A 23,368-nucleotide genomic window follows, 5' to 3' on the forward strand; every position below is an offset into this window, starting at 1 on the left:
CTCCTCGCAGACCATGTCGCTGGTCGCCTTCACGTCCGTCGCCACGATCACGCTGCTGCTGTGTGTGATGACGGGACCGGACCGCGACGACCTCGACGAGTTCTACACGGGGTACGGCTCCCTCTCCCCGCTGCGCAACGGCCTTGCCATCGCCGGTGATTACATCTCCGCGGCGAGCGTGCTGGGCACCGGCGGCGTGATCGCGCTGTGCGGCTACGACGGGGTGGTGCTCGCGCTGAGCACGGCCCTGTCGCTGATGCTGCTGATGTTCCTGCTGGCCGAACCGCTGCGCAACGCGGGCCGGTTCACCATGGGCGACGCGCTCGCCCGCCGGATGCCCGGGCGGTCGGTCCGTGTCGTCGCGTGCGCGGTGACCGTCATCGCGCTGCTGCCGCTGATGGTGGTCCAACTCGCGGGCGCGGGACAGTTGTTGGCGTTCATCCTCGGCTTCTCCGGGGAGTCGCTCCAGACCGGCTGCATCATCGGCCTGGGCGCGCTGATGATCAGCTACGCGGCGATCGGCGGCATGAAGGGCACCGCCCTCATCCAGATCCTGAAGATCGTGATGCTGCTCGGCTCGGGAGCCGTGATCGCCGTTCTCCTGCTCAACCGGTTCCACTGGGACCTGGGCGCCTTCTTCGACACGGCGGCGCGGCGGAGCGGGGTCGGACCGGCCTTCCTGCGCTCGGGACTCGAGTTCGCGGGTGGGCCGAGTCCCCGGCTGGACATGATCAGTTCACAGCTCACGGTGGTCCTCGGCGGCGCCTGTCTGCCGCACATCACGATGCGGATGTACACCGCGTCCAGCGCGCGGCAGGTGCGGCGGTCGATGTCGTGGGCGGTGTCGAGCGTGGCGCTGTTCGTGGTGATCGTGACGGTCGTCGGGTTCGGTGCCACGGCGCTGGTCGGACGTGCCGCGATCGCGCGGGCGGACCCACAGGGCAACACGGCGTATCTGCTGGGCTCGCGGGCGGTGTTCGGGGCGGACCTGTCGCCGACGGAGACCCTCCTGCTCACCACCGTCACCACGGCCGTCTTCCTGACCCTGCTCGCCTCGGTCGCCGGGATGATCCTCGCCTGCGCCAACTCCCTTGCGCACGACGTCTTCGCGACCCGCGTCCAGGAGATGCCGGTGCGCCGCGAGATGACGCTGGCCCGCTACTCGGCACTGGCGGTGGGCGTCCCGGCGATCGTGCTCGCCACCCTGGTCCAGCACCGGGGCCTGCAACCCCTGGTGACCCTGTCCTTCTGTCTGGGCGCCTCGGCCATAGCGCCCGCCCTCGTCTACAGCCTCTTCTGGCGCCGGTACACCCGAACAGGCCTGCTCAGCACCCTGATCGGCGGCACCCTGGCCGTGCTGGTGCTGATGCCGGGCACGAACCTGGTCTCCGGCTCGGCCACCGCCGCCTTCCCGGACGCCGACTTCAACTGGTTCCCGTTCACCACCACCGGGCTCGTCACGATCCCGCTCGGCTTCGCCTTCGGCTGGCTCGGCACGATCGCCTCGGGCCGCCGCACGGAGGAGGAACAGCGCAGGCGCTACGAGGCGATGGAGGGCTGGATCCTGGCCGGGGCGGTCCGCAGGGAGCCGGACGACCGAAGGAAGAGCCTCGCGTGACCGAGGGAAAAGCCTCGCATGACCGGCGTCATAGCCGTGCATGACTCGTTCTTTGCCACACCACCACCTCGACTCCCGCTGTTCACCGCCCCTTTTCAGACTCTGCACGTCCGAGCGTGAAGGTCCCTGCATGTCAGCGGGAGTTGAGCATGAGCCACGGCCACAGTCACGGCGACCACGGTCACCACCATCACCACCACGGGGACGGGGACACCTCCTCGCTGCCGCCCGCCCTCGACACGTCCGTCCCCGACTCGGAGTTGACGCCCAGTCAGCTCTCCCGGCGGGGCATGCTGCGCCGTACCGGACTGCTCGGCGCGGGACTCGCCGCGGGCAGTGTGCTGGCCGGCGCGGGGGAGGCGGCCGCGTCGGTGCAGGAGCACACGGCCAAGTCCTCGAAGGGCAACGGCGGTTACCTGTGGCTGGCGGGCGACCACCACATCCACACGCAGTACAGCAGTGACGCCAAGTACCGGGTCATCGACCACGTACGGCAGGCCAACGCGCACGGTCTGGACTGGATGGTCATCACCGACCACGGCAGCGTCGCGCACGCCAAGATCGGTGTGGAGAAGGTCAATCCGGACATCGTGGCCGCCCGTGACCAGACCGACGACACCCTCGTCTTCCAGGGCCTGGAGTGGAACATCCCGGGCGCCGAGCACGGCACGGTCTTCGTGCACCCGGGCTCCAACGAGGTCGCCGTACTCAAGGAGTTCGAGAACTCCTTCGACGGCAGTGTGAAAAACGCGAGCGGCAACTCGCCCGCCAACGAGGCCCTCGCCATCGCGGGCGTCAACTTCCTCGCCGACCAGGTCCGCCGCCGCAAGGTCAAGGACGCGCTCTTCCTCGCCAACCACCCGGCGCGCAAGGGCATCGACTCCCCGCACGAGATCCGCGGCTGGCGCGACGCACAGCCCACCATCGCCGTCGGCATGGAGGGCGCCCCCGGCCACCAGGCGGGCGGCATCCCCAAGCCGAACGGCCCGGGCAGCGGGCGCGGCATCTACGACAACAGCCCCAGCGCGGACTCCTTCGCCGCCTACCCGCTGGAGAGTTACCGCACCTGGGGCGGCTTCGACTGGATGACGGCCACGGTCGGCGGCCTGTGGGACAGCCTCCTCGCCGAGGGCAAGCCCTGGTGGATCACCGCCAACTCCGACTCCCACAACGTCTACGCGGACACCGCCGTGCGCGGCCCGGGCGGCGACTTCAACGCCAACGGCCGCTACGAGGACCCGGTCTACGGCACCGGCATCAGCCTCACCGACACCGACTTCTGGCCCGGCCAGTACTCCCGCACGCACGTCGGCGCGACCTCCTTCGCGTACAAGGCGGTCATGGACGGCATCCGCGCGGGCCGCGTCTGGGTCGACCACGGCGGCCTGATCAGCGGCCTCGACGCCCGCCTGGTCTCCGGCGGCCGTGAGGTCACCCTCGGCGACTCGCTGCACGTCCGGCGCGGCGCCCAGGTCGACCTGGTCATCCGGATCAGCCTCGCCAACGGCCCCAACTGGGCGCAGTTCCAGCCCTCGTTGGCCCGTGTCGACGTCATCCAGGGCGACGTGACCGGCCCGGTGGCGGACAAGGACACCTTCGCCACCCCGCACACGAAGGTCGTCAAGTCCTTCGAGGTCGACAAGGCCAGCGGCACCGTCCGTCTCACGTACTCCCTCGGCCGCCTCGACAAGCCGGTCTACGTCCGCCTGCGCGGCACCGACGGCAACCGCTCCGCCGTGGGCGCGGGCGGCGCCGCCATCGACCCCGCGGGCCCCGCGATGGACGTCCTCGGCGACGCCGACCCGTGGAAGGACCTCTGGTTCTACTCCAACCCGATGTGGGTCCTGCCCGCATGAGCACGTCCTACGACCCGTCCGGCGTCCACCCCGTCATCGGGGTGGACGCCGGCACGACGACCCTCCGCGAGGCCGACCACCTGATCCGCGACCTCACCACCGCCCTCGCGCTCCCCGCGGCCACGGTCGCCTGCACCCACCTGATCCGCACGGACGCGCGCCGGGGGACGGTCGTATCGCTGGAGTTGCCGGACCCCGAATCGGCGGAGGAAGCCTGGCAACGGCTGCTCGCCGACCCGGAGTTGAGCGCGCTCCCGGGCGACCCCGAAGCCGCCGCCCAGGCCTCCGCCGAGCACACCGCCCGCCGCTCGGGCCGCGCGGTCCTGTTCCCCGGCGCCGAGCACCTCACCGGGACGGTCCCCCTGTCGGACCTGCTCCAACTGACGGCGATCGACCGGGTGTTCGTGGTGGGCGCCACCGCGGGCGAGGCCCCCGACCCCGCGACTCCCGTACGGACCCAGGACCACGTACGACCCGAGTGGCGCGCGGGCGAGTTGGTACTGGCGCTGGTCCCGGCGGTGGGCAACACCCTGGCCCCGTTCGAGGTCCCCAACCCGACACCCTGCTGCGCGGATCACGGCTGAGCCACCGGCCACCGCGCTCACTCGGCGGCGGCCCGCCCCGTGAGCGCCGCCAGACTGCTCTGCACATGATCCATGTGCGTCCGCACGTCGTCCCATGTCTCCCCGTGCTCGCGCAGCACCCGCTCCGTGTCCCGGGCGATCCGCTCCTCCCGCACCCGGGCCTCCGCGAGCACCTCGGCGGCCCGCTCCGCCGCCTCCTCCTGAAACCGCCGATCCGACAACTCGGCCTCGGCGAGAGCCTGTTCGGCCTCGACCAGCGCGGCCTCCGCACGAGCCACCCGCTCCGCGTAGTGCGCGTCCACCGCGGCCGCCCGCTCCTCCGCCTCCCGCTCGACCCCGGCCCACCGCTCCGCGTGCTCCTTGGCCTGCTCGCCGAGCATCGCGGCGGTGCGCTGCCGCACCTCGCGCAGCGCGGAGAGCACCTCGGTGCGCTCCTCCTTCACCTCGCGCCGGGCGCCGATGCGGATGTCGTCGGCCTCGGCGCGGGCCACGAGGAGCCGCTGCCGGGCCCGTTCCTCGGCCTCCGCGCGGACCGCGTCCGCGTGTTCGCGCGCCGCCTGGAGCACCCCCTCGGCGTGCGCCTCGGCCTGCGCGACCTGGTCCCGTGCCGCACGCCGCGCGGACTCCCGTACCGCCGCGGCCTCCTCCTCGCCGAGTTGGAAGAGCCGCCGGGCGCGCTCGCCGAGCGTCTCGTACGTCTGCGGGGCGAGCCCGGCGACGGCCTCCCGCAGCCGCTGGGCGTCCGCCTCCATGTCCTTGGCCAGTACGGTCAGCCGCGCGGCCCGCTCCCAGGCGGCGTCCCGGTGCCGGGAGAGGGCCTCGCCGTACGCGTCCACCTGGTCGGGGCGGTAGCCGCGCCCCCGTACTGCCACGAAGCCACGTGGCTGCGCCGTTGCGCTGCTCATCCTGGAACCCCTCTCCACCCGACGGACACGAAATGATGATTTCGCGCATATCTTGATGGATCGGACGTAAGTGTTCATAACGCGACACTCCGCAGCCAGGTCACGGGCATCGCCCGAACGTGGACGCACACAGAAGGGCCGGGCCCGGTCACACGACCGGGCCCGGCCCTTTCCGCTCGGCTCAGAATCCGATGGCTACAACAGCCCGTCCCACATCTGCTCCAGCAGCACCGACCACCAGCTCTCCGGCGAGCCGAGCGCCGCCGGGTCCAGCGAGGCGAGCTGCGCCTGGAAGTCGACGGTCCAGCGGCCGGCCTGTTCCTGGTTGAGCCCGTACCGCAGCCGCCACATCCGGCCCAGCAGCGCCAGACAGCGCGCGAACTCGGGCAGCCCAGTGTTCACGAACTGCGGCGGTACGGAAGCACCGCCGGGCCCCGCCTCCACGGGCACCGCGACGATGTTCGCCGTGCCGTACTGGACGCAGATCGCCCGGCCGAAGTCGCTGCCCATGACGAGGTAGGAGCCCGCGTCGGCGGACGGCCGCACCCCGCGCTCCTGCGCGAGTTCGGCCAACGTCGGTACCGGGCGGCCCGGTTGGGCCTGTGCCCAGAAGAACGGGCCCATGTCCATCGGCAGCCCCGCCGCGACCAGTGTGTGCGCCACGACCGGCGGCACGCCCTGCCGGGACACCGCCGCCTGCTCGAACCGGAACACTCCCGGACCGAACGCACCCGCCAGCTCCTGCGCGATCGCCTCCGGCGGGATCGGCGGTGTCGACTGCACCGGTGGCAACGGCGCCCGCACCGGGGCGAGTCGGGCCGGTCCGTCGGCCACCTGGTGCAACTCGCCCTGGTGGGCGAGGAGTTCACGCATGCCCTGCTGCCGGCTCGCGTGATCCGTGCCGTACGGCGCGATGCTCGCGATCCGTGCCTGGGGCCACTGTTCGCGGATCATCCGCGCGCAGTACGCGCCCGGCAGCTCGCAGGACTCCAACTCCGTGTGCAGTTCCAGCACTTGGTCCGGCGGGATGTTCATGCCCCGCAGCTCGTGGAAGATCTGCCACTCCGGGTGCGGTGTCCCCGGCGCGGAACGCCGGATCAACTGCTGCTCGGAACCGTCCGGCGCGCGGTAGCGCAACACGGCCTGATAACCCGGTCCGACGGTCGGCTGCCCCTGCTGCGGATAGCCGTAGGCGGGCTGCTGCTGACCGGGGAAGGGCTGCTGCTGTCCCGGGGGCGGCGGCATGGCACCGGGCGGTACGGCCCCGGGCGCCATCGGCTGCGGCGGAGCGCCCGGAGGCATACCGGGGGCGCCCAACGCACCGGGTGCGCCCGGGAATTGCGGCGGCGGAGGCGCACCGGGGCCGCCCGGCGGGGGGCCGGCGAGCATGGTCTGGGCGTGGTGCACGGCACCGGGGGTGCCGGGGGTGTTCGGCGGAGGGGGCGTACCGGGTCCGCCAGGGCTGCCAGGAGTACCGGGCGCGTGCGGTGCGCCAGGGACACCGGGGGCACCCGGCTGCTGCGGAGCCCCCGGCCCGGCGGGGCCGCCCTGGCCCGGGTCGGCGAGCATCGTCGCGGCATGGTGCACCCCGCCCCCGCTCGGAGGCGGACCACCGGGAGTGTTCGGCGCGCCGGGCGCACCTGGTCCCTCCGGGCCGAGCGACGAGACCATCTGCGTCGGCACATACCCGCCGGGCGGAGGCGGCGGGGGCGAGGCGGACGCACCGCCCGGCCGCGCACCCGGTGTCCCCGGCGCACCCGGCGGCGGAGGCGTGGTCGCACCGCCACCCCGAGCCCGGCGCGGCGGAGGCGCCGCCTTGCTGGTGGCGGCGTCGGCGATGTCCCCGGCATTGGGCGCGAGCCCCGGCGCACCGGGACCGGCGGGAGGAGGCGGCACGTTTCCGGCACCGCCCGGCCCCTGCGGGTACCCGTAGGCGGACGGACCGGGCGAGGACACACCCTGCGGGGCGCCCGGGGGTGGCGGGGTACCGGGTGCCCCCGGCCCTTGCGGATAGGCGGGCGCCGCCTGACCGGACGACGACGCACTCTGCGGACCGCCCGGGGGTGGCGGGGTACCCGGCCCCTGCGGATACCCGTACGGCGCCGGACCGGACGGAGATGCACCCTGCGGAGCACCCGGGGGCGGCGGCGGAGTACCGGGCGCCCCCGCCCCTTGCGGATAGGCGGGCGCCGAAGGACCGGACGACGCCCCACCCTGCGGCCCACCCGGAGGCGGCGGAGTACCCGGAGCACCCGGCCCCTGCGGATATCCGTATGACGAGGGAGCCGATGCAGGACCACCCGGCCCACCCGGCGCGCCCTGCGCACCCGGCCCCTGCGGATACCCGTACGACGGCGGCGCGGGCGGCGGCGGTGTGCTGGCGGCCGGCGCGCCCGCCGCCGGTCCCTGGCCCTGCGGATAGCCGTACGGAGGTGGCGTGTTGCCCTGCGGCGCGCCGGGCGTACCGCCTGGTCCGCTCGCTCCCTGCTGTGAACTCCCCGCCCCACGACCCGAGTTGGGCTCGTCCATCGACGGGGTCACGGCTGTGCGCGGGAGTTGGCTGCCGCCGGACATCAGGGCGGTCTTGGCGTCGGGCGGGGTGTCGTCGCGACGGTCGTTCAGGGGCGGGGCGAACACGGTCGCGGGCAGCGGTACCGAACGGTCCTCGCCGGCATCCGCGTTGGTGTCGGTCCCGGCCCAGGGAGTGGCCCCGGCTGGCGCCCCGGAGCCCCCGGCGTCCGGCCACGCCGAGGCAGTCGGCGCCCCGGCCTGTGTCTCCGGCAGCGCGGCCGAGGGCGCGGGTGTCGCGGGCTCCGACCGACGGTCCGGAATGCCCAGCTTGTCCGCCGCCTCCTGCAACCACTCCGGCGGACTCAGCAGGAACGAGGTCTGGTTGAGGTCCACCCGGGCGGGGGCCGCCGGTACCGCGTCGGCGACCTCGTCGGGGCGGCCGTACTCCTCCTCGTAGCGGCGGATGACCTCACCCACCGGCAGCGCGGGCCACAGCGTGGCCTCGCCGCTGTCCCGGGCGAGCACCAGCCGCTGCGCGCCGCCGTCCGAACGCGGTCCGTCGGCGCGGTCCTCGGCCCAGACCACGAAGCCGAGGTCGAACTCCCGCACCCGCACCTCGCGATGCTGGTACGACGGCACATCGCCGTTGATCCACTCCTCGGCGCGCTCCTGCGCCTGCGCGAAGGTCACCATGGTCCTGCTCACTCCCCCACCGAGGCTGCCGAGGCCGCCGCGGGCACCGGCACCGATCGCGCGAACCCGCCGTCCACCATCAGATTCGCCACCGTCTCCAACTCCGGCGGATTTCCCGCGAGTCGGCTCAGAAACTGGTCGAAGTCGTCCCCGGCGGGCAGCAGCAGCCGCTCCACGCGGGCGGGCGGCGCCCAGGACGGGTCGACGTCGCGGGCGTCGTCGTAGGCGCAGAACCAGACCGAGCCGATCGCCTGGCCCTTCACCTTCACGGCGAGCAGGCCGCCCTGGACGAAGCCGACGCCGAGGTAGTCCTTGGTGAGATGGTCACGCAGGCATTTGTTGACGTAGACGAGGTCGTTGACCGCCGCCTCGTCACGCACCGTGAAGAACGGCTGGTCGATCAGGAGCCCCAGCTCGGCGTCCAGCGCGGTGCCGATGGGCGCGCAGCCGCCGGCCGCCTTGAGGAACGACCGGTAGGCGCCCGGGAGTCGGTAGCCGAGGTCCTCCTCGACGCCCTGCACCTGTGCCTCGGTGACCGCGACCGACGACTTCTGGAGTCCGAAGTGCGCGGGGCGGGTCTCCTGGAGCGGGCGGGTGCCGCGCTTGTCGTGGTCGACGGCCGCCGTGGCGATCCCGCCGTGGTGGCGCAGCAGCGCCTTCACCTCGACGGGGACGAGTTCGAGGCGCCGGGTGCCGACCACGTGGTGCCAGGTCCAGCCGTGCGGGGTGGCCACCGCGGGCACCGTGTCCCACAGTTCGTGGCCGGTCGCGGCGAGGGCCGCGTTCGCCGACACGTAGTCCGTCAGGCGCAGTTCGTCGACACCGAAGCCCTCCGGCGGCTCGGCGATCTCCGCGACCGCGCGGGCGTACGGCGAGAACTCGGGGTAGCCGTGCTCGTCCATCCGTACCCCTCTGGGGTGACGGGCCGCCCGGACCGGATCCGGGAAGTGCACGACCTGCCCGGCGTAGGCCGCGTTCGGTGGCGCGGCTTGTTGCCCGAGCCGACCTGTCGTCATGGCGGTTGCCCCCTGCGGCATTCAGTACGACCCACAACGGCCAAATATCCAGCTTGACCTGCTGTGCCCCGTATCGACTGTCTCCACGCTTGGACCGCGTGGATCGCGGTGCGGACAGCCTATGCGGTACGGCGACAGGGGTCACCGGCAGCGGTCCGCCGGGCGCCCGCTTCCGTGACCTGCCGTCACCCTGCCGTGACAGCCCGCCGAAGCCCGGGCGTGTCGCAGCGCCCCAGCTTCCCCACCAGGCACGGCATTTGGCACTCTGTGTCCTTCCGGGGGATGCTCGGGAGGGGATGACGATCATGAACGCGACACAGACGGGACCGCACGCCGGGGCGCACACCGGGCCGTCCGGTGACCCCAGGGTCGGCTGGAGCGCCAGCGAGGCGCCGCACGCGCCGGCCCTCAACCACCGCCGTGACGGCATACTTCCGACCGTCGCCGCCGCCCTCTCCGTGCGCGGCGCCACCCTCACCGGCACCGCCGCCCGCGGCGACCAGGCGCCCGCGCTGCACCCGCTCGTGCAGGACTTCCTCGACACCCTCACCAGCACCCAGCGCGACCGGTTCACCGGCCGCTGCGCCGAGGCGATCCTCATCTCCCGCCACATCTCCGCCGCGGACGCCGACCGCAGCAAGCGCGCCGCGCGCAAGCCGATGACCAACGGCGAGGCCCGCAAGACCCTCAAGCAGGCCAAGCTCACCGCCCGCCGCATCCGCGAGGACGGCGACCCGCTGCACGGCAGCTTCGCCGCGCCCTGCCGGGCCTGCACAGCCCTGAGCGCCCATTTCGGCGTCCGAGTCGTGGACCCCGCGACGGAATCGGGCTGACCCCACCCCTGTCTCCACCTCGTTTCTCCCATGCCACCGACGATCGAAGGGCAGATGCACGCCGACCGCCACTCCTCCACGCGCTTCTCCGTACCCGTCGACGCCGCTCTGCGCGCCGCGGGCTGGCAGCCCGGCCGCTGGGACATAAAGCAGGCCGAGATCTGGGCGGACACCCTGCGCGAACACACCTCGCCCGCCGGCCACCAGCACGCCGTCTCCCCGGCGGCGGTGGAGGTCTGGGCCGAGTTCGGCGGCCTGCACATCACCCCTTCCGGCCCCGGCCGCCAGATCTCCCCGGTGGCACTCCACCTGGACCCCCTCCACGGCCTCCACATGGCCCGCACCCTCGGCGACCTCGGCCGCGCCCTCGACACCGACGTCAGCCCCCTCGGCGAGGAGCCCGACACCCAGTCCCTCCTGGCCATCGACACCGAGGGCCGCGTCTACGCCCTGGACCACACCGGCGACTGGTACCTCGGCCCCGACATCGACCAGGCCCTCACCACCCTGATCTCGGGCACGGAGCCGGTACGCCTGGCAGCGGGCTGACCCGACAGGCTTCATTACTACTGAGACGGCGGAGACGACCAAGGTGTAAGTGGCACCCCCACGGTCCGCAGGCCGCGTACGGCACGAAGGTGTCGTGTCGGGGGGGGGTGTCCGCCCGCAGCGGTTGGCGCGTCAACACGGCCCCCTTCTCGAGATACCGATTCCGCGCCGTTCCGAGGACGGACACCCCCCGGCGCGGCACCGACCCACAACGAAACGACGGGCGAACCACCCACACACCCACAGCCCGCAGCCTCAAGCCGCCGGAATAACCGCCGACACCCGAAAACCCCCCGCATCCGTGGGCCCGGACACAAACACCCCGCCCAGCGCGAGCACCCGCTCCCGCATCCCCACCAACCCGTTGCCCCCGGACGGCAGTCGAGCCGCCGAGGCGGACGCCGGCTCGGGGGGCGGTTCGTTCTCCACCTGCATCGCGATCTCCGACACCCGGTGCGCGAGACGTACGTGCGTCTTCGCGCCCGCCGCGTGCTTGTGGACGTTGGTCAACGCCTCCTGGACGACCCGGTACGCGGTCTGTTCGATCTCCGCCGTGTACAGGCGGATCTCGCCCTCCACCGACAGGTCGACGGCCATCCCGGCCGCCGCCGACTGGCCGAGCAGTTCGTCGACGTCCGACAGACAGGGGCCGTCGGCCGTGCTCTCGTCGTCGACCGCGCGGGAAGCGGCCGCCGCCGCTGCCACGCCCACCGCGACGAGAGGTACGGCCGCGCGTTCACGCGCGTCCCGGCCGTCTCCGCTACGCAGTACGCCGAGCATCTCGCGCAGTTCGGTGAGGGCTTGGCGGCCCATGTCGCCCACGAGCGCGGCGTTCTTGACCGCCTTCTCCGGGTCCTTGCGGGCCACGGCCTGCAAGGCCGCCGCGTGGACGACCATCAGGCTCACCCGGTGCGCGACGACATCGTGCATCTCCCGCGCGATCCGGGTCCGCTCCTCGCCCCGCGCCCACTCGGCCCGCTCCTCGGCCCGCTCCGCGAGGAGCTGCAACTCCCGCTCCAGGCTGTCCGCGCGCTCCCTGAGGCTCTCCATCAGCCGGCGCCGCGCGCCCACGTACAGCCCGAGCAGTACGGGCGGCGCGGTCATCCCGACCGCGGTGGTGATCGAGGCGAACGGGACGAACCAGTCCCCCAGTTCCCACGTCCCCCGCTGCATGTCCTGCCGTACCCGCACGAACATGACGATGAGCATCCCGACGAACGACATCCCGGCCAGCGACCCGATGATCCGGCGCGGCAGCTCGGACGCGGCGAGGGTGTAGAGGCCGACGATGCCCATCAGGTAGCCCATCTGGGCCGGGGTGATGGCGATGGACACGAGGACGACGGCGATCGGCCACTTCCGCCGGACGATCAGGGCCGAGCCGGCCAGCACCCCGAAGACCACGCCCACCGCGGCCGGAACCCCCGCGTCCCGCGCGAACCGGATCCCCTCCGCCCCGCACTCCGCCGCGGAGACCGCCGCCAGCACCGCGTCCAGCACCGCACTGCGCCACCTGGTCCACCACCACGGCCCTCCCCGGGCCGCGGCATGGTCTTCCCCCGTCGTGGTCATGCCTCCAGCCTACGGGCGCCGGGGCGCGCTTTTCCGGTGAGTTTCCACCCGCCTCCGGCAAGTACCGTCTCGCACGGAGGGCGTCGGGTACGGCATAGTGTTGCGTGCCCACTCGGCGACCAGACTAAATGTCCGGTTAAAACGAGTTTGATCCCCCGTGGTGTAATTGGCAGCACCGTGGCTTTTGGTGCCATTTGTCCGGGTTCGAGTCCTGGCGGGGGAGCACCTTCCTTCCGCGGCACCTCCGCGATACGTCTGCGGCACCCCCTCAAGTGCCCCTCCGAACACCCTTGCCCAGGCCCTGACAGCACTGTCAGGGCCCACTCTCATGTCCCCCATGAAACGCCCCGGTATCCTGCGAATGTCCACCCCCCAGCATTCCGAAGCCGAAGGGCAAACCCGTGAGCGCCATTCGCCCGGCAGCCGTCGTCGTACTCGCAGCGGGTGAGGGCACCCGTATGAAGTCGGCCACACCCAAGGTCCTGCACGAGATCTGCGGCCGGACCCTGGTCGGTCATGTGCTGGCCGCCGCCCGCGAGTTGGAGCCGGAGAACCTGGTCGTCGTCGTGGGCCACGCCCGCGAGAAGGTGACCGCCCACCTCGGCGAGACCGACCCCGGCGTGCGCACCGCGATCCAGGCCGAGCAGAACGGCACCGGGCACGCCGTCCGCATGGCGCTGGAGGAGCTCGGCAGCGTGGACGGGACCGTCGTGGTCGTCTGCGGCGACACCCCGCTGCTGCGCGGTGAGACGCTGCGCGCCCTCGCCGCCGACCACACCGCCGACGGCAACGCGGTGACCGTGCTCACCTCCGAGGTCCCGGACGCCACCGGCTACGGCCGGATCGTCCGCGACGGCGCCTCCGATGCCGTCACCGCGATCGTCGAGCACAAGGACGCCTCCGACTCGCAGCGCGCGATCCGCGAGATCAACTCCGGGGTCTTCGCCTTCGACGGCCAGCTGCTCGCGGACGCCCTCGGCAAGGTGCGCACCGACAACAGCCAGGGCGAGGAGTACCTCACCGACGTCCTCGGCATCCTGCGCGAGGCCGGGCACCGGGTCGGCGCCTCCGTCGCGGACGACCACCGCGAGATCGCCGGCATCAACAACCGCGTGCAGCTCTCCGAGGCCCGCCGCATCCTCAACGACCGGCTGCTGACCGGGGCCATGCTCGGCGGCGTCACCGTCATCGACCCGGCGACGACCTGGATCGACGTCACCGTCACCTTCGGCCAGGACGCGACCGTCCAGCCGGGCACGCAGCTGCACGGCACCACGCACATCGGCGAGGGCGCCGACGTCGGCCCCAACTGCCGTCTGACGGACACCGTCGTCGAGGCAGGCGCCCGCGTCGACAACACCGTCGCCTTCGACTCGCACATCGGCCCCGGGGCGAGCGTCGGGCCGTTCGCCTATCTCCGCCCCGGCACCCGACTGGGCGCGAAGGGCAAGATCGGGACGTACGTCGAGACGAAGAACGCGACGATCGGGGAGGGGACGAAGGTCCCGCACCTCTCCTACGTCGGTGACGCGACGATCGGCGAGTACACGAACATCGGTGCCGCCAGCGTCTTCGTCAACTACGACGGACAGGCCAAACATCACACCACCGTCGGATCGCATTGCCGTACGGGTTCGGACAATATGTTTGTGGCACCCGTCACGGTCGGGGACGGCGCGTACACCGCCGCCGGGTCCGTGATCACGAAGGACGTACCGCCCGGTTCGCTGGCCGTGGCCCGTGGCCAGCAGCGGAATATCGAGGGTTGGGTGGCCCGCAAGCGTCCGGGGAGCGCGGCGGCGAAGGCCGCGGAAACGGCTTCCCGCCAGGGCGAAAGCGAAGACTGACCGGAAACGGGTGCGTTGAGGACGGCGTACCGTGATAAACGCACACCCAGTTGAATGACCTCTGAGGAGACAGTGCTGTGACCGGGATCAAGACGACCGGCGAGAAGAAGATGATGTTCTTCTCCGGCCGCGCCCACCCCGAGCTTGCCAAGGAGGTCGCCCACCAGCTGGGTGTCGGGGTCGTCCCGACCAAGGCCTTCGACTTCGCGAACGGCGAGATCTACGTCCGCTTCGAGGAGTCGGTGCGCGGCGCGGACTGTTTCGTGATCCAGAGCCACACGGCTCCGATCAACCAGTGGATCATGGAGCAGCTCATCATGATCGACGCGCTCAAGCGCGCGTCGGCCCGCTCCATCACGGTGATCGTGCCGTTCTACGGCTACGCGCGACAGGACAAGAAGCACCGCGGCCGTGAGCCGATCTCGGCGCGGCTGGTGGCGGACCTGATGAAGACGGCGGGTGCGCACCGCATCCTCACCGTCGACCTGCACACCGACCAGATCCAGGGCTTCTTCGACGGCCCCGTGGACCACCTCTTCGCCCTCCCGCTCCTCGCGGACTACGTGGGTGGCAAGGTCGACCGCGACAAGCTGACCGTCGTCTCCCCCGACGCCGGCCGCGTCCGGGTCGCCGACCGCTGGTGCGACCGCCTCGGCGCGCCCCTCGCGATCGTGCACAAGCGGCGCGACAAGGACGTGGCGAACCAGGTGACCGTCCACGAGGTCGTGGGTGAGGTCAAGGGCCGTGTCTGTGTCCTGGTCGACGACATGATCGACACCGGCGGCACCATCTGCGCCGCCGCCGACGCCCTGTTCGCGCACGGCGCGGAGGACGTCATCGTGACGGCCACCCACGGCGTGCTCTCCGGCCCCGCCGCCGACCGCCTGAAGAACTCCCGCGTCAGCGAGTTCGTCCTCACCGACACCCTGCCGACGCCGGGCGAGGTGGGCGCCGACCTCGACAAGATCACGGTCCTGTCGATCGCCCCGACCATCGCCAGCGCGGTCCGCGAGGTCTTCGAGGACGGCTCGGTGACGAGCCTCTTCGACGAGCACTGACCCCCGCGGTCGTAGATCGATTTCTGGTACGGCCTTCCCGCCGAGTAAGCTGCTCAAGTTGCTCGGCGAGGGAGGCCGTACCTGTTCTCAGGTGTGGCTGTCCGTTATCGACGCGCTCTTCGTAGCAGGCCGATGTCCGGCCGGGTGACCACCTTCCCCGACTGTTCTACGAGGAGTGACCATGGCCGACGTCAAGCTCACCGCCGAGACCCGCACCGAGTTCGGCAAGGGTGCCGCCCGCCGTATCCGCCGTGACAAGAAGGTTCCCGCCGTGGTCTACGGCCACGGTGTGGACCCGCTGCACGTCACGCTGCCGGGCCACGAGCTGCAGCTCGCCCTGCGTACCCCGAACGTCCTGCTCACCCTGGACATCGAAGGCAAGACCCAGCTCGCGATCCCGAAGGCCGTCCAGCGTGACGCCATCAAGGGCTTCCTGGAGCACGTCGACCTGCTCACCGTGAAGAGCGGCGAGAAGGTCACCGTCGAGGTCTACGTGCACACCGAGGGCGAGCTGGCCCCGGGCTCCTTCCTGCTGGAGCACGTGCTGAGCACGATCACCGTCGAGGCCGAGGCCACGCACATCCCCGAGTCGGTCACCGTGTCCATCGCGGGCCTGGAGGCCGGTGCCTCCATCGCCGCCAAGGACATCCCGCTGCCCAAGGGCACCACGCTGGCCATCGACGAGGACGCGGTCGTCCTCCAGGTGCTGGCCGCCCAGGCAGAAGAGGCGCCCGCCGAGGAAGAGGCCGAGACCACCGAGGCCTGATCCTCACCCTTCACCGCTGCGTCAGCCGCTGTTCCCTCCGGGAGCGGCGGCTGGCGCGTATCGAGGAGACATGGACGTGACGACCGACGCCAACGCCCCCTGGCTGATCGTGGGGCTCGGGAATCCCGGCCCCGAGTACGCGAACAACCGGCACAACGTGGGCTTCATGGTGGCCGATCTGCTGGCCGAGCGGATCGGCGGGAAGTTCAAGCGGGCCGGGAAGGCGCAGGCGCAGGTCCTTGAGGGCCGGATCGGTGCGCCGGGTCCGGCGAGCCGCCGGGTCGTGCTGGTGAAGCCGATGTCGTACATGAACCTGTCGGGCGGTCCGGTCAACGCGCTGCGCGACTTCTACAAGGTGCCAGTGGCGAACATCGTCGCCGTGCACGACGAGCTGGACATCGACTACGGCACCCTGCGGATCAAGCTGGGCGGCGGGGACAACGGCCACAACGGGCTGAAGTCGATGACGAAGGCGATGGGCGCGGACTACCACCGGGTGCGGTTCGGGATCGGGCGTCCGCCGGGCCGGATGCAGGTGGCGGACTTCGTGCTGAAGGACTTCTCCTCGACGGAGCGCAAGGAACTCGACTTCATGGTGGACCGGGCGACGGACGCGGTGGAGTGTCTGGTGAGCGAGGGCCTGGAGCGGGCGCAGAGCGCGTACAACTCCTGACTTGACCGCACTGGTCCGGCTTGTCACCCGCGGGAGTTGACCGGGTGTGCGGGTATGGCCAATGATCCCGGCCATGTCTCCCGCCGCTTCCGCCTCCCCCGGCGCCTTCGCCGCACTGAACTTCGGACGGCTCGCGGCGATGGGCACGGTCACCGTGCTGATCCTGATCGCCGGGGTGTGGGGTTCCTGGCCGACCGCGCACAACGTGATGCTGACCAAGGGGCGCGAGAGCGGCACGATCGAGGTGACCGCGTGCGGTGACGACACCTGCACCGGGCCGTACACACCGATCTCCGAGGGGTCGAAGGCCCGCGCCGAGGTCGTCATCGACAACACGGTCGCGGTGAAGAAGGGCCGGACGTACACCGTGGTCGTGAAGCCGGGCACCGATGAGGTCATGCGCTCCGGCCCCGCCGGCATCCTCTACGCCTGGGTCCCCCTCGGCGGCGCCCTCCTGCTGGCCTCGGTGGTGGTCGCGGGCGGCCTGCGGCTGACCCGGGCCGCGTGGGTGCTCGCCGGGTCGGGGATCGCCTTGCTGACGGCGGCGTTCGTGGCGCTCTGAGCGGTCGTAGGAGAGTCGTAGGAAATGGGGATGCCCCCGTGCCCGCACCGGGCACGGGGGCATCCCCATTTCGGTCAGCCGGTGTTGCGCAGGCCCGCCGCCACACCGTTGACGGTGAGGAGCAGGGCCCGGCTCAGCAGCGGGTCGGGCTCCGCGCCGGCCGCCGCCTCGTCGCGCTGGCGCTTGAGGAGGGCGACCTGGAGATAGGAGATCGGGTCGAGGTAGGCGTCGCGGATGGTGAACGTCTGCTTCAACACCGGGGTGGCGTCGAGGAGTTCGGCCTCGCCGGTGACGCGGAGGACCTCGGCGACGGTCAGTTCGTGCTCGGCCCGGATGGTGGCGAAGACGTGCTTCAACTCGTCCGGGACGAGGGTGTCGACGTAGTGCTGGGCGATCCGCAGGTCCGTCTTCGCGAGGGTCATCTCCACGTTGGAGATGAAGTTGCGGAAGAAGTGCCACTGTTCGTGCATCTCGTCGAGCACGGTGTCGAGGCCCGCCTCGCGCAGCGCCTTCAGGCCTGAGCCGACGCCGAACCAGCCGGGCACGATCTGCCGGGACTGGGTCCAGCCGAAGACCCACGGGATGGCGCGCAGTCCGTCGAGGGAGACGCCCGAGCCGGGGCGGCGGGAGGGCCGTGAGCCGAGGTGCAGGTCGGCGAGCTGGTCCACCGGCGTCGAGGCGAGGAAGTACGTCGGCAGGTCCGGGTCCTCGACGAGCCTGCGGTACGCGGCGTGCGCGGCGTCCGACACGACGTCCATCGCCGCGTCCCAGCGGGCGAGGGCCTCGTCGGACTGGCGGGGTGCGGTGTGCAGGGCGGAGGCCTGGAGAGTGGCGGCGACCGTCAGCTCCAGGTTCTCCCGCGCCAGCGACGGCACCAGGTACTTGTCGGAGATGACCTCGCCCTGCTCGGTCACCTTGATCTCGCCCTCCAGGGTGCCCCAGGGCTGGGCGAGGATCGCGTCGTGGGACGGGCCGCCACCGCGGCCGACGGTTCCGCCCCGGCCGTGGAAGAGCCGCAGGCGTACGCCGTACCGGTGGGCGACATCGCGCAACCGCCGCTGCGCCCGGTGGATCTCCCACTGACTCGTCGTAATACCACCGAACTTGGAGGAGTCCGAGTACCCGAGCATGACCTCCTGGACATCGCCCCGCAGCGCGACCAGGCGCCGGTAGGACGGGTCGGAGAGCATGTCCTCCAGGATGGTGTCGGCGGCCTTCAGCTCGTCCGTGGTCTCCAGGAGCGGCACGATGCCGATCTTGGCCCAGCCGGCGTGCAGGTCGATGAGACCGGCCTCGCGGGCGAGGACGGCGGCGGCGAACACGTCGTCGGCGCCCTGGCACATCGAGATGATGTACGACTCGATGACCTCGGGCCCGAACACGGCGAGAGCCTTCTTGACGGTCTCGAACACGCCGAGGGTCTTCTCACCGGCCGCGTCGACGGGCGCCGGGGTGGGCGCGAGCGGACGGCGGGACCGCAGCTCCTTGGCGAGCAGCTTGCCGCGGTACTCGCGGGGCATGTCGGCGTACCGCCAGGACTCCTCGCCGAGCCGGTCGAAGAGCTGGCCGAGCGCGTGGTGGTGGGCGTCCGCGTGCTCGCGTACGTCCATGGTGGCGAGCTGGAGGCCGAACGCGCCGAGCGTGCGGATCGTACGGTCCATGCGGCCGTCGGCGAAGAGGCCGCCGCGGTGGGCGCGCAGCGAGGTCTGGATCAGGGTGAGGTCGTGCAGCAGCTCGGCGGTGCCGAGGTAGTCGCGGCCGGGCTGGTGCGGGGTGCCCTTGGCCAGGCGGCTCTTGGTGTTCTCCAGCTTCTGCCGGATGCAGGTGGCCTTGAGCCGGTAGGGCTCCTCGGCGTTGAGCCGCTTGTAGCGGGGGCTGATCTCGGGCAGCCGCTCCAGGTCGGCCTGGAGGGACTCCAGCAACTCCTCGGTCGCGCCCGTGTAGCGGATGGAGTTGGAGAGGAAGCCGCGCAGCTCGTCGATCGTCTCCAGCGCGTCGTTGATGCCGTGCTCGTGCTGGAGGATCAGGACGTCCCAGGTGACCTGCGGGGTCACGTTCGGGTTGCCGTCGCGGTCGCCGCCGATCCAGGTGCCGAAGGTGAGCGGGCGGGTGTCGTCGGGGAGCTTGACGCCGACGCGCTCCAGCTCGGCGGTGAGGTCCTCCAGGACGTCTCCGACGGCGCCCGCGTGCAGCTCGTCGAGGTAGTAGATGGCGTTACGGGCCTCGTCGGCGGGCTCCGGCCGTACGACCCTCAGCTCGTCCGTCTGCCAGACCAGGTCGATGTTCTCGGCCAGCCGGGTGTCGTAGCGGCGGCGGTCGGACTCGATGACCGGGGTCTCCAGGAGCGTGGCGATGCGCCGGAGCTTGTTGAGGACCGACCGGCGCGCGGCCTCGGTGGGGTGGGCGGTGAAGACCGGGCGGACGTTGAGGTTCTTCACCGTCTCGCGCAGGTGCTCGGGGTCGGCGTCCTTGAGGCGGTCGGCCGTACGGGCGAGGAGGCCGCCCTCGGCGGCGCGCTTGGCGCGCAGCTCGCGGCCGCGGTGCACCTGCTCGGTGACGTTGGCCAGGTGGAAGTAGGTGGAGAAGGCGCGGACCAGCTTGGCGGCGGTCTCCAGCTCGGTGCCGCGCAGCAGCTCGGCGGCGGCCTCGCCGTCCTCCCGGGTGAGGCGGCGGACCTTCTCGACCAGGTCGAGCAGCTCGGGGCCCTCCTGCCGGACGAGGGTCTCGCCGAGGAGGTCGCCCAGTCGCCGGATGTCGGCGCGCAGCTCACTGCTGGTGGTGGTGGTCTGGTCGTCGGCACTGCTCACAGGTGCGGCTCCTTGCAGTGTTTGAAGCTCGTCTGGAGGGAACCCGGACGCCGGTCGCACGGCGGCTGCCGATTGGCGGACGGACATCCGGGAAGAAATCAGAGCGGACCGCGCTGTCCGACCAGCACAAGGATAGGTGTCCACTCTGACGCGCGGTCTCACGGGCTTCGTCCACCGGTCGACGCGCTGCCATACTTACGTCGCCGTAGGTTACGGAACCGTAGGGAAGTCCATGGTGAACTCATTCTCGGCTCCCGCAGTCCGACGCTCCGCCTCCACCTCCGAACCCCACAGGGGACGCCCATGACCACGAGCTCCGAAGTGATCGACGACGCCCCGCGGGCGAACGGCGACGGCACTCCGCTCCCCGCCGCCACCCTCGGCGGCGAGAAGAAGGGGTCGCTGGAACAGCTCACTCTCCTCCTCTTCATCACCGTCCCGTTCCTGGCGCTGGTCGCGGCGGTGCCGCTGGCCTGGAGCTGGGGCGGGGTGAGCTGGCTGGATCTCGGCCTGCTGGTGTTCTTCTACTACCTCGGCTGCCACGGCGTGACGATCGGCTACCACCGGTACTTCACTCACGGCTCCTTCAAGGCGAAGCGGCCGCTGCGGATCGCCGTCGCCATCGCCGGGTCGATGGCGGTCGAGGGGCCGCTGGTGCGCTGGGTGGCCGACCACCGCAAGCACCACAAGTTCTCCGACGCCGAAGGCGACCCGCATTCGCCGTGGCGCTACGGCGAGACGGTGCCGGCGCTGATCAAGGGGCTGTGGTGGGCGCACATCGCCTGGATGTTCGACGAGGAGCGCACCCCGCAGGAGAAGTACGCGCCGGATCTGATCAAGGACCGTACGATCCGGGCGATCTCCCGCCAGTTCATCTTCTGGACGATGCTGTCGCTGGCGCTGCCGGCGCTGATCGGCGGGCTGGCGACGATGTCGTGGTGGGGCGCGTTCACCGGCTTCTTCTGGGGTTCGCTCGTCCGGGTGGCGTTGCTGCACCACGTCACGTGGTCGATCAACTCGATCTGCCACGCGGTCGGCAAGCGTCCCTTCAAGTCGCGGGACCGCTCGGGCAACGTGTGGTGGCTGGCGATCCTGTCCTGCGGCGAGTCCTGGCACAACCTGCACCATGCCGACCCGACCTCCGCGCGGCACGGTGTGATGCGCGGCCAGCTCGACTCCTCGGCGCGGATCATCCGCTGGTGCGAGCAGCTCGGCTGGGCCTATGACGTGCGCTGGCCGTCACGCTCGCGTATCGATTCGCGCCGTATCTCCGGTACGGACGGCTCCGAGCCCCGGAAGGAGTCGGCGGAGGCGGCATGATTGACGCCGTGGCGACCGATCCCAGCAGTACCCCGAGCAACGAGAAGCCCCGGCGCGCGCGCCGCACCCGGATGACGGGGGCCGAACGCCGGGCCCAACTGCTCGAGGTCGGTCGCACGCTCTTCGCGACGAAGGGCTTCGAGGCCACGTCGGTGGAGGAGATCGCGGCGAAGGCCGGGGTGTCCAAGCCGGTGGTGTACGAGCACTTCGGCGGCAAGGAGGGCCTGTACGCGGTGGTCGTGGACCGCGAGATGCGCCGCCTCCTGGACATGGTGACCAGCTCGCTGACGGCCGGACATCCTCGCGAACTCTGCGAACAGGCGGCCTTCGCCCTCCTCGACTACATCGAGGAGTACACGGACGGCTTCCGCATCCTGGTCCGCGATTCCCCCATCCCCCAGTCGACCGGCTCCTTCGCGTCCCTGATCTCGGACATCGCGACACAGGTCGAGGACATCCTGGGCCGCGAGTTCAAGAGCCGCGGCTTCGACGCGAAGCTCGCCCCGCTGTACGCCCAGGCCCTGGTCGGCATGGTCGCGCTGACCGGCCAGTGGTGGCTGGACGTCCGCCGCCCGAAGAAGGCGGAGGTGGCGGCGCATCTGGTGAACCTGGCCTGGCACGGCCTGGACGGGCTGGAGGCGAAGCCTCGCCTGATAGGTCACCGGAAAAGCTGAACTCCCGGTCACAGAACGGACGGTGGCGGGCCCCTGCTCTCCAGCAGGGGCCCGCCACCGTTTCCTCCCCGGCGTCGGTCAGCGCTTGAAGGCGTCCTTCGCCTTCTCCTTGGCCTGGCGGGCGTCACCCTTGGTCTTCTCCGCCCTGCCCTTGGCCGCCATGCTCTCGTTGCCCACGGCACGGCCCAACGTCTCCTTGGCCTTGCCCTTGGCCTGTTCCTTCTTGGCCTTGGCCTTCTGGTCTTTCGCCACCGCGCATCACTCCCGGTCGAACGGTCGGAATCGGACCTCGGCTTCACCCTGCGGGTAGCCGTGATCGCGGCGGACAAACACCGGTCAGGCTTCCGGTTCGAGGAACTCCAGGCGGTTGCCGACCGGGTCCTCGGAGTAGAAGCGCTTGTGCCCTGGCAGGTCGTCGTCCCAGGTGACTTCGGCTCCCCGGGCCTCCAGCCGGGCCGCGTACGCCTCGATGCCGGTGACCCGCAGCCCCGGGTGCGCCTTCTTGGCCGGCCGGAAATCGGCCTCGACACCCAGGTGGAGCTGGACCGCCCCCGCCCCGAACCAGCACCCGCCCCGCGCCGCGAGCACCGGCGGCTTGGGGATCTCGGTCATGCCGAGGGTGTCGACGTAGTACCTCCGCAGCGCGTCCTCCGAGCCCGGAGGGGCGGCGAGTTGGACATGGTCCACGGCGGTCAGCATCGGCTTCACGCCCCCTTGCGGGCCACCGCGAACAGCCGCCGGAAGGGGAGCACCGTGCCGTACTCCGCCGTCGGATACGCCTCGCGGAGCAGGTCGCGGTACTCGGCGACGAAGGCGCCCCGCGCCTCCGGATCGTCCGCGAGGGCGGTGAGGGCCGGGCGCAGGCCGGTGCCCTTGACCCAGTCGAGGACGGGGTCGGCGCCGGGCAGGATGTGCTGGTACGTCGTCTGCCAGACGTCGGTGTGGCAGCCCAGTCGGGCCAGCCGGTCGAGGTAGACGCCGGGCGCGTGCACCGAGTCCTCGCGGCGCAGTACCTCACCGAGCCGGCCCTTCCAGCGGGCGGTGGCGGCGAGTTCGCGCATCAGGGAGTGCAGGGGCGCGTCGATGTTGTCCGGCACCTGGAAGGCGAAGGTGCCACCGGGGGCCAGCGCGCCCAGCCAGTCGCCGAACCGCTCCAGGTGTCCCGGCACCCACTGCAGCGCCGCGTTCGACACGATCAGGTCGTACGTCTCGGTCGGCGTCCAGGTCGTGGCGTCCGCGGCGGCGAAGTCGAGCCGGCCGCCACCGGCCGTGGGGCCCGCGTAGGGCTCGGTCTTCGCGAGCATCTCGGGTGAGTTGTCGTAGCCGGTGATGTGCGCGGTGGGCCAGCGGTCGGCGAGGACGGCGGTCATGTTGCCGGGGCCGCAGCCGAGGTCGGCGACGCGGGGGCGCTCCGCGGGCAGCGCGGGGACCCGGGCCAGCAGGTCGGCGAACGGGCGGGCGCGGTGGTCGGCGTGGCGGAGGTACTGGGCGGGGTCCCACACGGGCGAGGCGGAAGTCATGGCA

At 71.5% G+C, this 23,368-nt stretch carries 20 protein-coding genes and 1 tRNA gene; 13 read left to right on the forward strand and 8 right to left on the reverse strand.

What is annotated here, in order from left to right:
• Positions 1-13 precede the first annotated feature (13 nt).
• The 3 genes from AB0M63_RS14380 (at position 14) to AB0M63_RS14390 (ending at position 4,058) form a co-directional block, all read left to right on the forward strand.
• Positions 14-1,618, forward strand: coding sequence for a cation acetate symporter (locus tag AB0M63_RS14380; protein WP_366019929.1), 1,605 nt, complete (start codon positions 14-16; stop codon positions 1,616-1,618).
• 149 nt (positions 1,619-1,767) lie between these two features.
• Complete coding sequence (locus tag AB0M63_RS14385; RefSeq protein ID WP_366019578.1) at positions 1,768-3,474, forward strand: PHP domain-containing protein; 1,707 nt, start codon at positions 1,768-1,770, stop codon at positions 3,472-3,474.
• Complete coding sequence (locus AB0M63_RS14390; protein ID WP_366019579.1) at positions 3,471-4,058, forward strand: hypothetical protein; 588 nt, start codon at positions 3,471-3,473, stop codon at positions 4,056-4,058. The genes AB0M63_RS14385 and AB0M63_RS14390 overlap by 4 nt, the downstream gene beginning before the upstream one ends.
• 17 nt (positions 4,059-4,075) lie before the next feature.
• On the opposite strand, the gene AB0M63_RS14395 is transcribed toward AB0M63_RS14390, so the two are convergent.
• The 3 genes from AB0M63_RS14395 to AB0M63_RS14405 all read right to left on the reverse strand — a co-directional run bounded on the left by AB0M63_RS14395 (position 4,076) and on the right by AB0M63_RS14405 (position 9,183).
• A complete protein-coding gene (locus tag AB0M63_RS14395; protein ID WP_366019580.1) occupies positions 4,076-4,963 on the reverse strand; it encodes a cellulose-binding protein in 888 nt (295 codons plus the stop codon).
• 195 nt (positions 4,964-5,158) lie between these two features.
• Positions 5,159-8,167, reverse strand: a complete 3,009-nt coding sequence (locus AB0M63_RS14400) for an SUKH-4 family immunity protein (protein WP_366019581.1) — start codon at positions 8,165-8,167, stop codon at positions 5,159-5,161.
• Between the two features lie 8 nt (positions 8,168-8,175).
• Positions 8,176-9,183, reverse strand: a complete 1,008-nt coding sequence (locus AB0M63_RS14405) for an SMI1/KNR4 family protein (RefSeq protein WP_366019582.1) — start codon at positions 9,181-9,183, stop codon at positions 8,176-8,178.
• A gap of 296 nt (positions 9,184-9,479) precedes the next feature.
• On the opposite strand from AB0M63_RS14405, the gene AB0M63_RS14410 reads away from it, so the two are divergent.
• Together AB0M63_RS14410 and AB0M63_RS14415 are read left to right on the forward strand one after the other, a co-directional pair.
• The gene (locus tag AB0M63_RS14410) at positions 9,480-10,016 is read left to right on the forward strand and encodes a YwqJ-related putative deaminase (protein WP_366019583.1); all 537 of its coding nucleotides are present in this window, start codon (positions 9,480-9,482) and stop codon (positions 10,014-10,016) included.
• Between the two features lie 54 nt (positions 10,017-10,070).
• Positions 10,071-10,565: an SUKH-3 domain-containing protein gene (locus AB0M63_RS14415; protein WP_366019931.1), complete on the forward strand. Its 495-nt coding sequence runs from the start codon at positions 10,071-10,073 to the stop codon at positions 10,563-10,565.
• A gap of 255 nt (positions 10,566-10,820) precedes the next feature.
• On the opposite strand, the gene AB0M63_RS14420 is transcribed toward AB0M63_RS14415, so the two are convergent.
• Complete coding sequence (locus tag AB0M63_RS14420; protein WP_355908304.1) at positions 10,821-12,137, reverse strand: histidine kinase; 1,317 nt, start codon at positions 12,135-12,137, stop codon at positions 10,821-10,823.
• Positions 12,138-12,288: 151 nt separating this feature from the next.
• Between AB0M63_RS14420 and AB0M63_RS14425 the strand changes: the two genes are divergently transcribed.
• The 6 genes from AB0M63_RS14425 to AB0M63_RS14450 all read left to right on the forward strand — a co-directional run bounded on the left by AB0M63_RS14425 (position 12,289) and on the right by AB0M63_RS14450 (position 17,043).
• Positions 12,289-12,360: transfer RNA gene (locus AB0M63_RS14425), tRNA-Gln, on the forward strand.
• Between the two features lie 178 nt (positions 12,361-12,538).
• Positions 12,539-13,984 carry a bifunctional UDP-N-acetylglucosamine diphosphorylase/glucosamine-1-phosphate N-acetyltransferase GlmU gene (gene glmU, locus AB0M63_RS14430; RefSeq protein ID WP_366019584.1) on the forward strand — a complete coding sequence of 482 codons (1,446 nt, stop codon included), beginning with the start codon at positions 12,539-12,541 and terminating at the stop codon, positions 13,982-13,984.
• 77 nt (positions 13,985-14,061) lie between these two features.
• Positions 14,062-15,042 (forward strand): ribose-phosphate diphosphokinase, encoded by a 981-nt coding sequence (locus tag AB0M63_RS14435; protein ID WP_355908299.1) that lies wholly within the window; start codon positions 14,062-14,064, stop codon positions 15,040-15,042.
• A 181-nt stretch (positions 15,043-15,223) separates the two neighbouring features.
• Complete coding sequence (locus AB0M63_RS14440; protein ID WP_355908296.1) at positions 15,224-15,808, forward strand: 50S ribosomal protein L25/general stress protein Ctc; 585 nt, start codon at positions 15,224-15,226, stop codon at positions 15,806-15,808.
• A 70-nt stretch (positions 15,809-15,878) separates the two neighbouring features.
• A complete protein-coding gene (gene pth / locus AB0M63_RS14445) occupies positions 15,879-16,481 on the forward strand; it encodes an aminoacyl-tRNA hydrolase (protein ID WP_355908293.1) in 603 nt (200 codons plus the stop codon).
• A gap of 61 nt (positions 16,482-16,542) precedes the next feature.
• Positions 16,543-17,043 (forward strand): hypothetical protein, encoded by a 501-nt coding sequence (locus AB0M63_RS14450; RefSeq protein ID WP_366019587.1) that lies wholly within the window; start codon positions 16,543-16,545, stop codon positions 17,041-17,043.
• 74 nt (positions 17,044-17,117) lie between these two features.
• Here AB0M63_RS14450 and ppc read toward each other — a convergent pair whose 3' ends face one another.
• Complete coding sequence (gene ppc, locus AB0M63_RS14455; protein ID WP_355908287.1) at positions 17,118-19,850, reverse strand: phosphoenolpyruvate carboxylase; 2,733 nt, start codon at positions 19,848-19,850, stop codon at positions 17,118-17,120.
• Positions 19,851-20,153: 303 nt separating this feature from the next.
• Between ppc and AB0M63_RS14460 the strand changes: the two genes are divergently transcribed.
• Positions 20,154-21,170, forward strand: coding sequence for a fatty acid desaturase (locus AB0M63_RS14460; protein WP_355908284.1), 1,017 nt, complete (start codon positions 20,154-20,156; stop codon positions 21,168-21,170).
• Positions 21,167-21,844: a TetR/AcrR family transcriptional regulator gene (locus AB0M63_RS14465; protein WP_266771507.1), complete on the forward strand. Its 678-nt coding sequence runs from the start codon at positions 21,167-21,169 to the stop codon at positions 21,842-21,844. The genes AB0M63_RS14460 and AB0M63_RS14465 overlap by 4 nt, the downstream gene beginning before the upstream one ends.
• Positions 21,845-21,922: 78 nt before the next feature.
• Here AB0M63_RS14465 and AB0M63_RS14470 read toward each other — a convergent pair whose 3' ends face one another.
• From AB0M63_RS14470 to AB0M63_RS14480, 3 genes are all read right to left on the reverse strand, one after another.
• Complete coding sequence (locus AB0M63_RS14470; RefSeq protein ID WP_355908280.1) at positions 21,923-22,096, reverse strand: CsbD family protein; 174 nt, start codon at positions 22,094-22,096, stop codon at positions 21,923-21,925.
• A gap of 84 nt (positions 22,097-22,180) precedes the next feature.
• A complete protein-coding gene (locus AB0M63_RS14475; RefSeq protein WP_366019588.1) occupies positions 22,181-22,543 on the reverse strand; it encodes a VOC family protein in 363 nt (120 codons plus the stop codon).
• A 5-nt stretch (positions 22,544-22,548) separates the two neighbouring features.
• Entirely contained in the window at positions 22,549-23,364 is an 816-nt protein-coding gene (locus AB0M63_RS14480) for a trans-aconitate 2-methyltransferase (RefSeq protein WP_366019589.1), read from the reverse strand.
• Positions 23,365-23,368 lie beyond the last annotated feature (4 nt).

The sequence above is a fragment of the Streptomyces sp. NPDC051576 genome, assembly GCF_040681835.1.
GTDB lineage: Bacteria > Actinomycetota > Actinomycetes > Streptomycetales > Streptomycetaceae > Streptomyces.

Excerpts from the sequence above, each read along its gene's own strand:
- AB0M63_RS14380 (WP_366019929.1), top strand. The coding sequence starts at position 14 with ATGTCGCTGGTCGCCTTCACGTCCGTCGCCACGATCACGCTGCTGCTG.
- AB0M63_RS14385 (WP_366019578.1), top strand. The coding sequence starts at position 1,768 with ATGAGCCACGGCCACAGTCACGGCGACCACGGTCACCACCATCACCAC.
- AB0M63_RS14390 (WP_366019579.1), top strand. The coding sequence starts at position 3,471 with ATGAGCACGTCCTACGACCCGTCCGGCGTCCACCCCGTCATCGGGGTG.
- AB0M63_RS14395 (WP_366019580.1), bottom strand. The coding sequence starts at position 4,963 with ATGAGCAGCGCAACGGCGCAGCCACGTGGCTTCGTGGCAGTACGGGGG.
- AB0M63_RS14400 (WP_366019581.1), bottom strand. The coding sequence starts at position 8,167 with ATGGTGACCTTCGCGCAGGCGCAGGAGCGCGCCGAGGAGTGGATCAAC.
- AB0M63_RS14405 (WP_366019582.1), bottom strand. The coding sequence starts at position 9,183 with ATGACGACAGGTCGGCTCGGGCAACAAGCCGCGCCACCGAACGCGGCC.
- AB0M63_RS14410 (WP_366019583.1), top strand. The coding sequence starts at position 9,480 with ATGACGATCATGAACGCGACACAGACGGGACCGCACGCCGGGGCGCAC.
- AB0M63_RS14415 (WP_366019931.1), top strand. The coding sequence starts at position 10,071 with ATGCACGCCGACCGCCACTCCTCCACGCGCTTCTCCGTACCCGTCGAC.
- AB0M63_RS14420 (WP_355908304.1), bottom strand. The coding sequence starts at position 12,137 with ATGACCACGACGGGGGAAGACCATGCCGCGGCCCGGGGAGGGCCGTGG.
- AB0M63_RS14440 (WP_355908296.1), top strand. The coding sequence starts at position 15,224 with ATGGCCGACGTCAAGCTCACCGCCGAGACCCGCACCGAGTTCGGCAAG.
- pth (WP_355908293.1), top strand. The coding sequence starts at position 15,879 with ATGGACGTGACGACCGACGCCAACGCCCCCTGGCTGATCGTGGGGCTC.
- AB0M63_RS14450 (WP_366019587.1), top strand. The coding sequence starts at position 16,543 with ATGATCCCGGCCATGTCTCCCGCCGCTTCCGCCTCCCCCGGCGCCTTC.
- AB0M63_RS14460 (WP_355908284.1), top strand. The coding sequence starts at position 20,154 with ATGACCACGAGCTCCGAAGTGATCGACGACGCCCCGCGGGCGAACGGC.
- AB0M63_RS14465 (WP_266771507.1), top strand. The coding sequence starts at position 21,167 with ATGATTGACGCCGTGGCGACCGATCCCAGCAGTACCCCGAGCAACGAG.
- AB0M63_RS14475 (WP_366019588.1), bottom strand. The coding sequence starts at position 22,543 with ATGCTGACCGCCGTGGACCATGTCCAACTCGCCGCCCCTCCGGGCTCG.
- AB0M63_RS14480 (WP_366019589.1), bottom strand. The coding sequence starts at position 23,364 with ATGACTTCCGCCTCGCCCGTGTGGGACCCCGCCCAGTACCTCCGCCAC.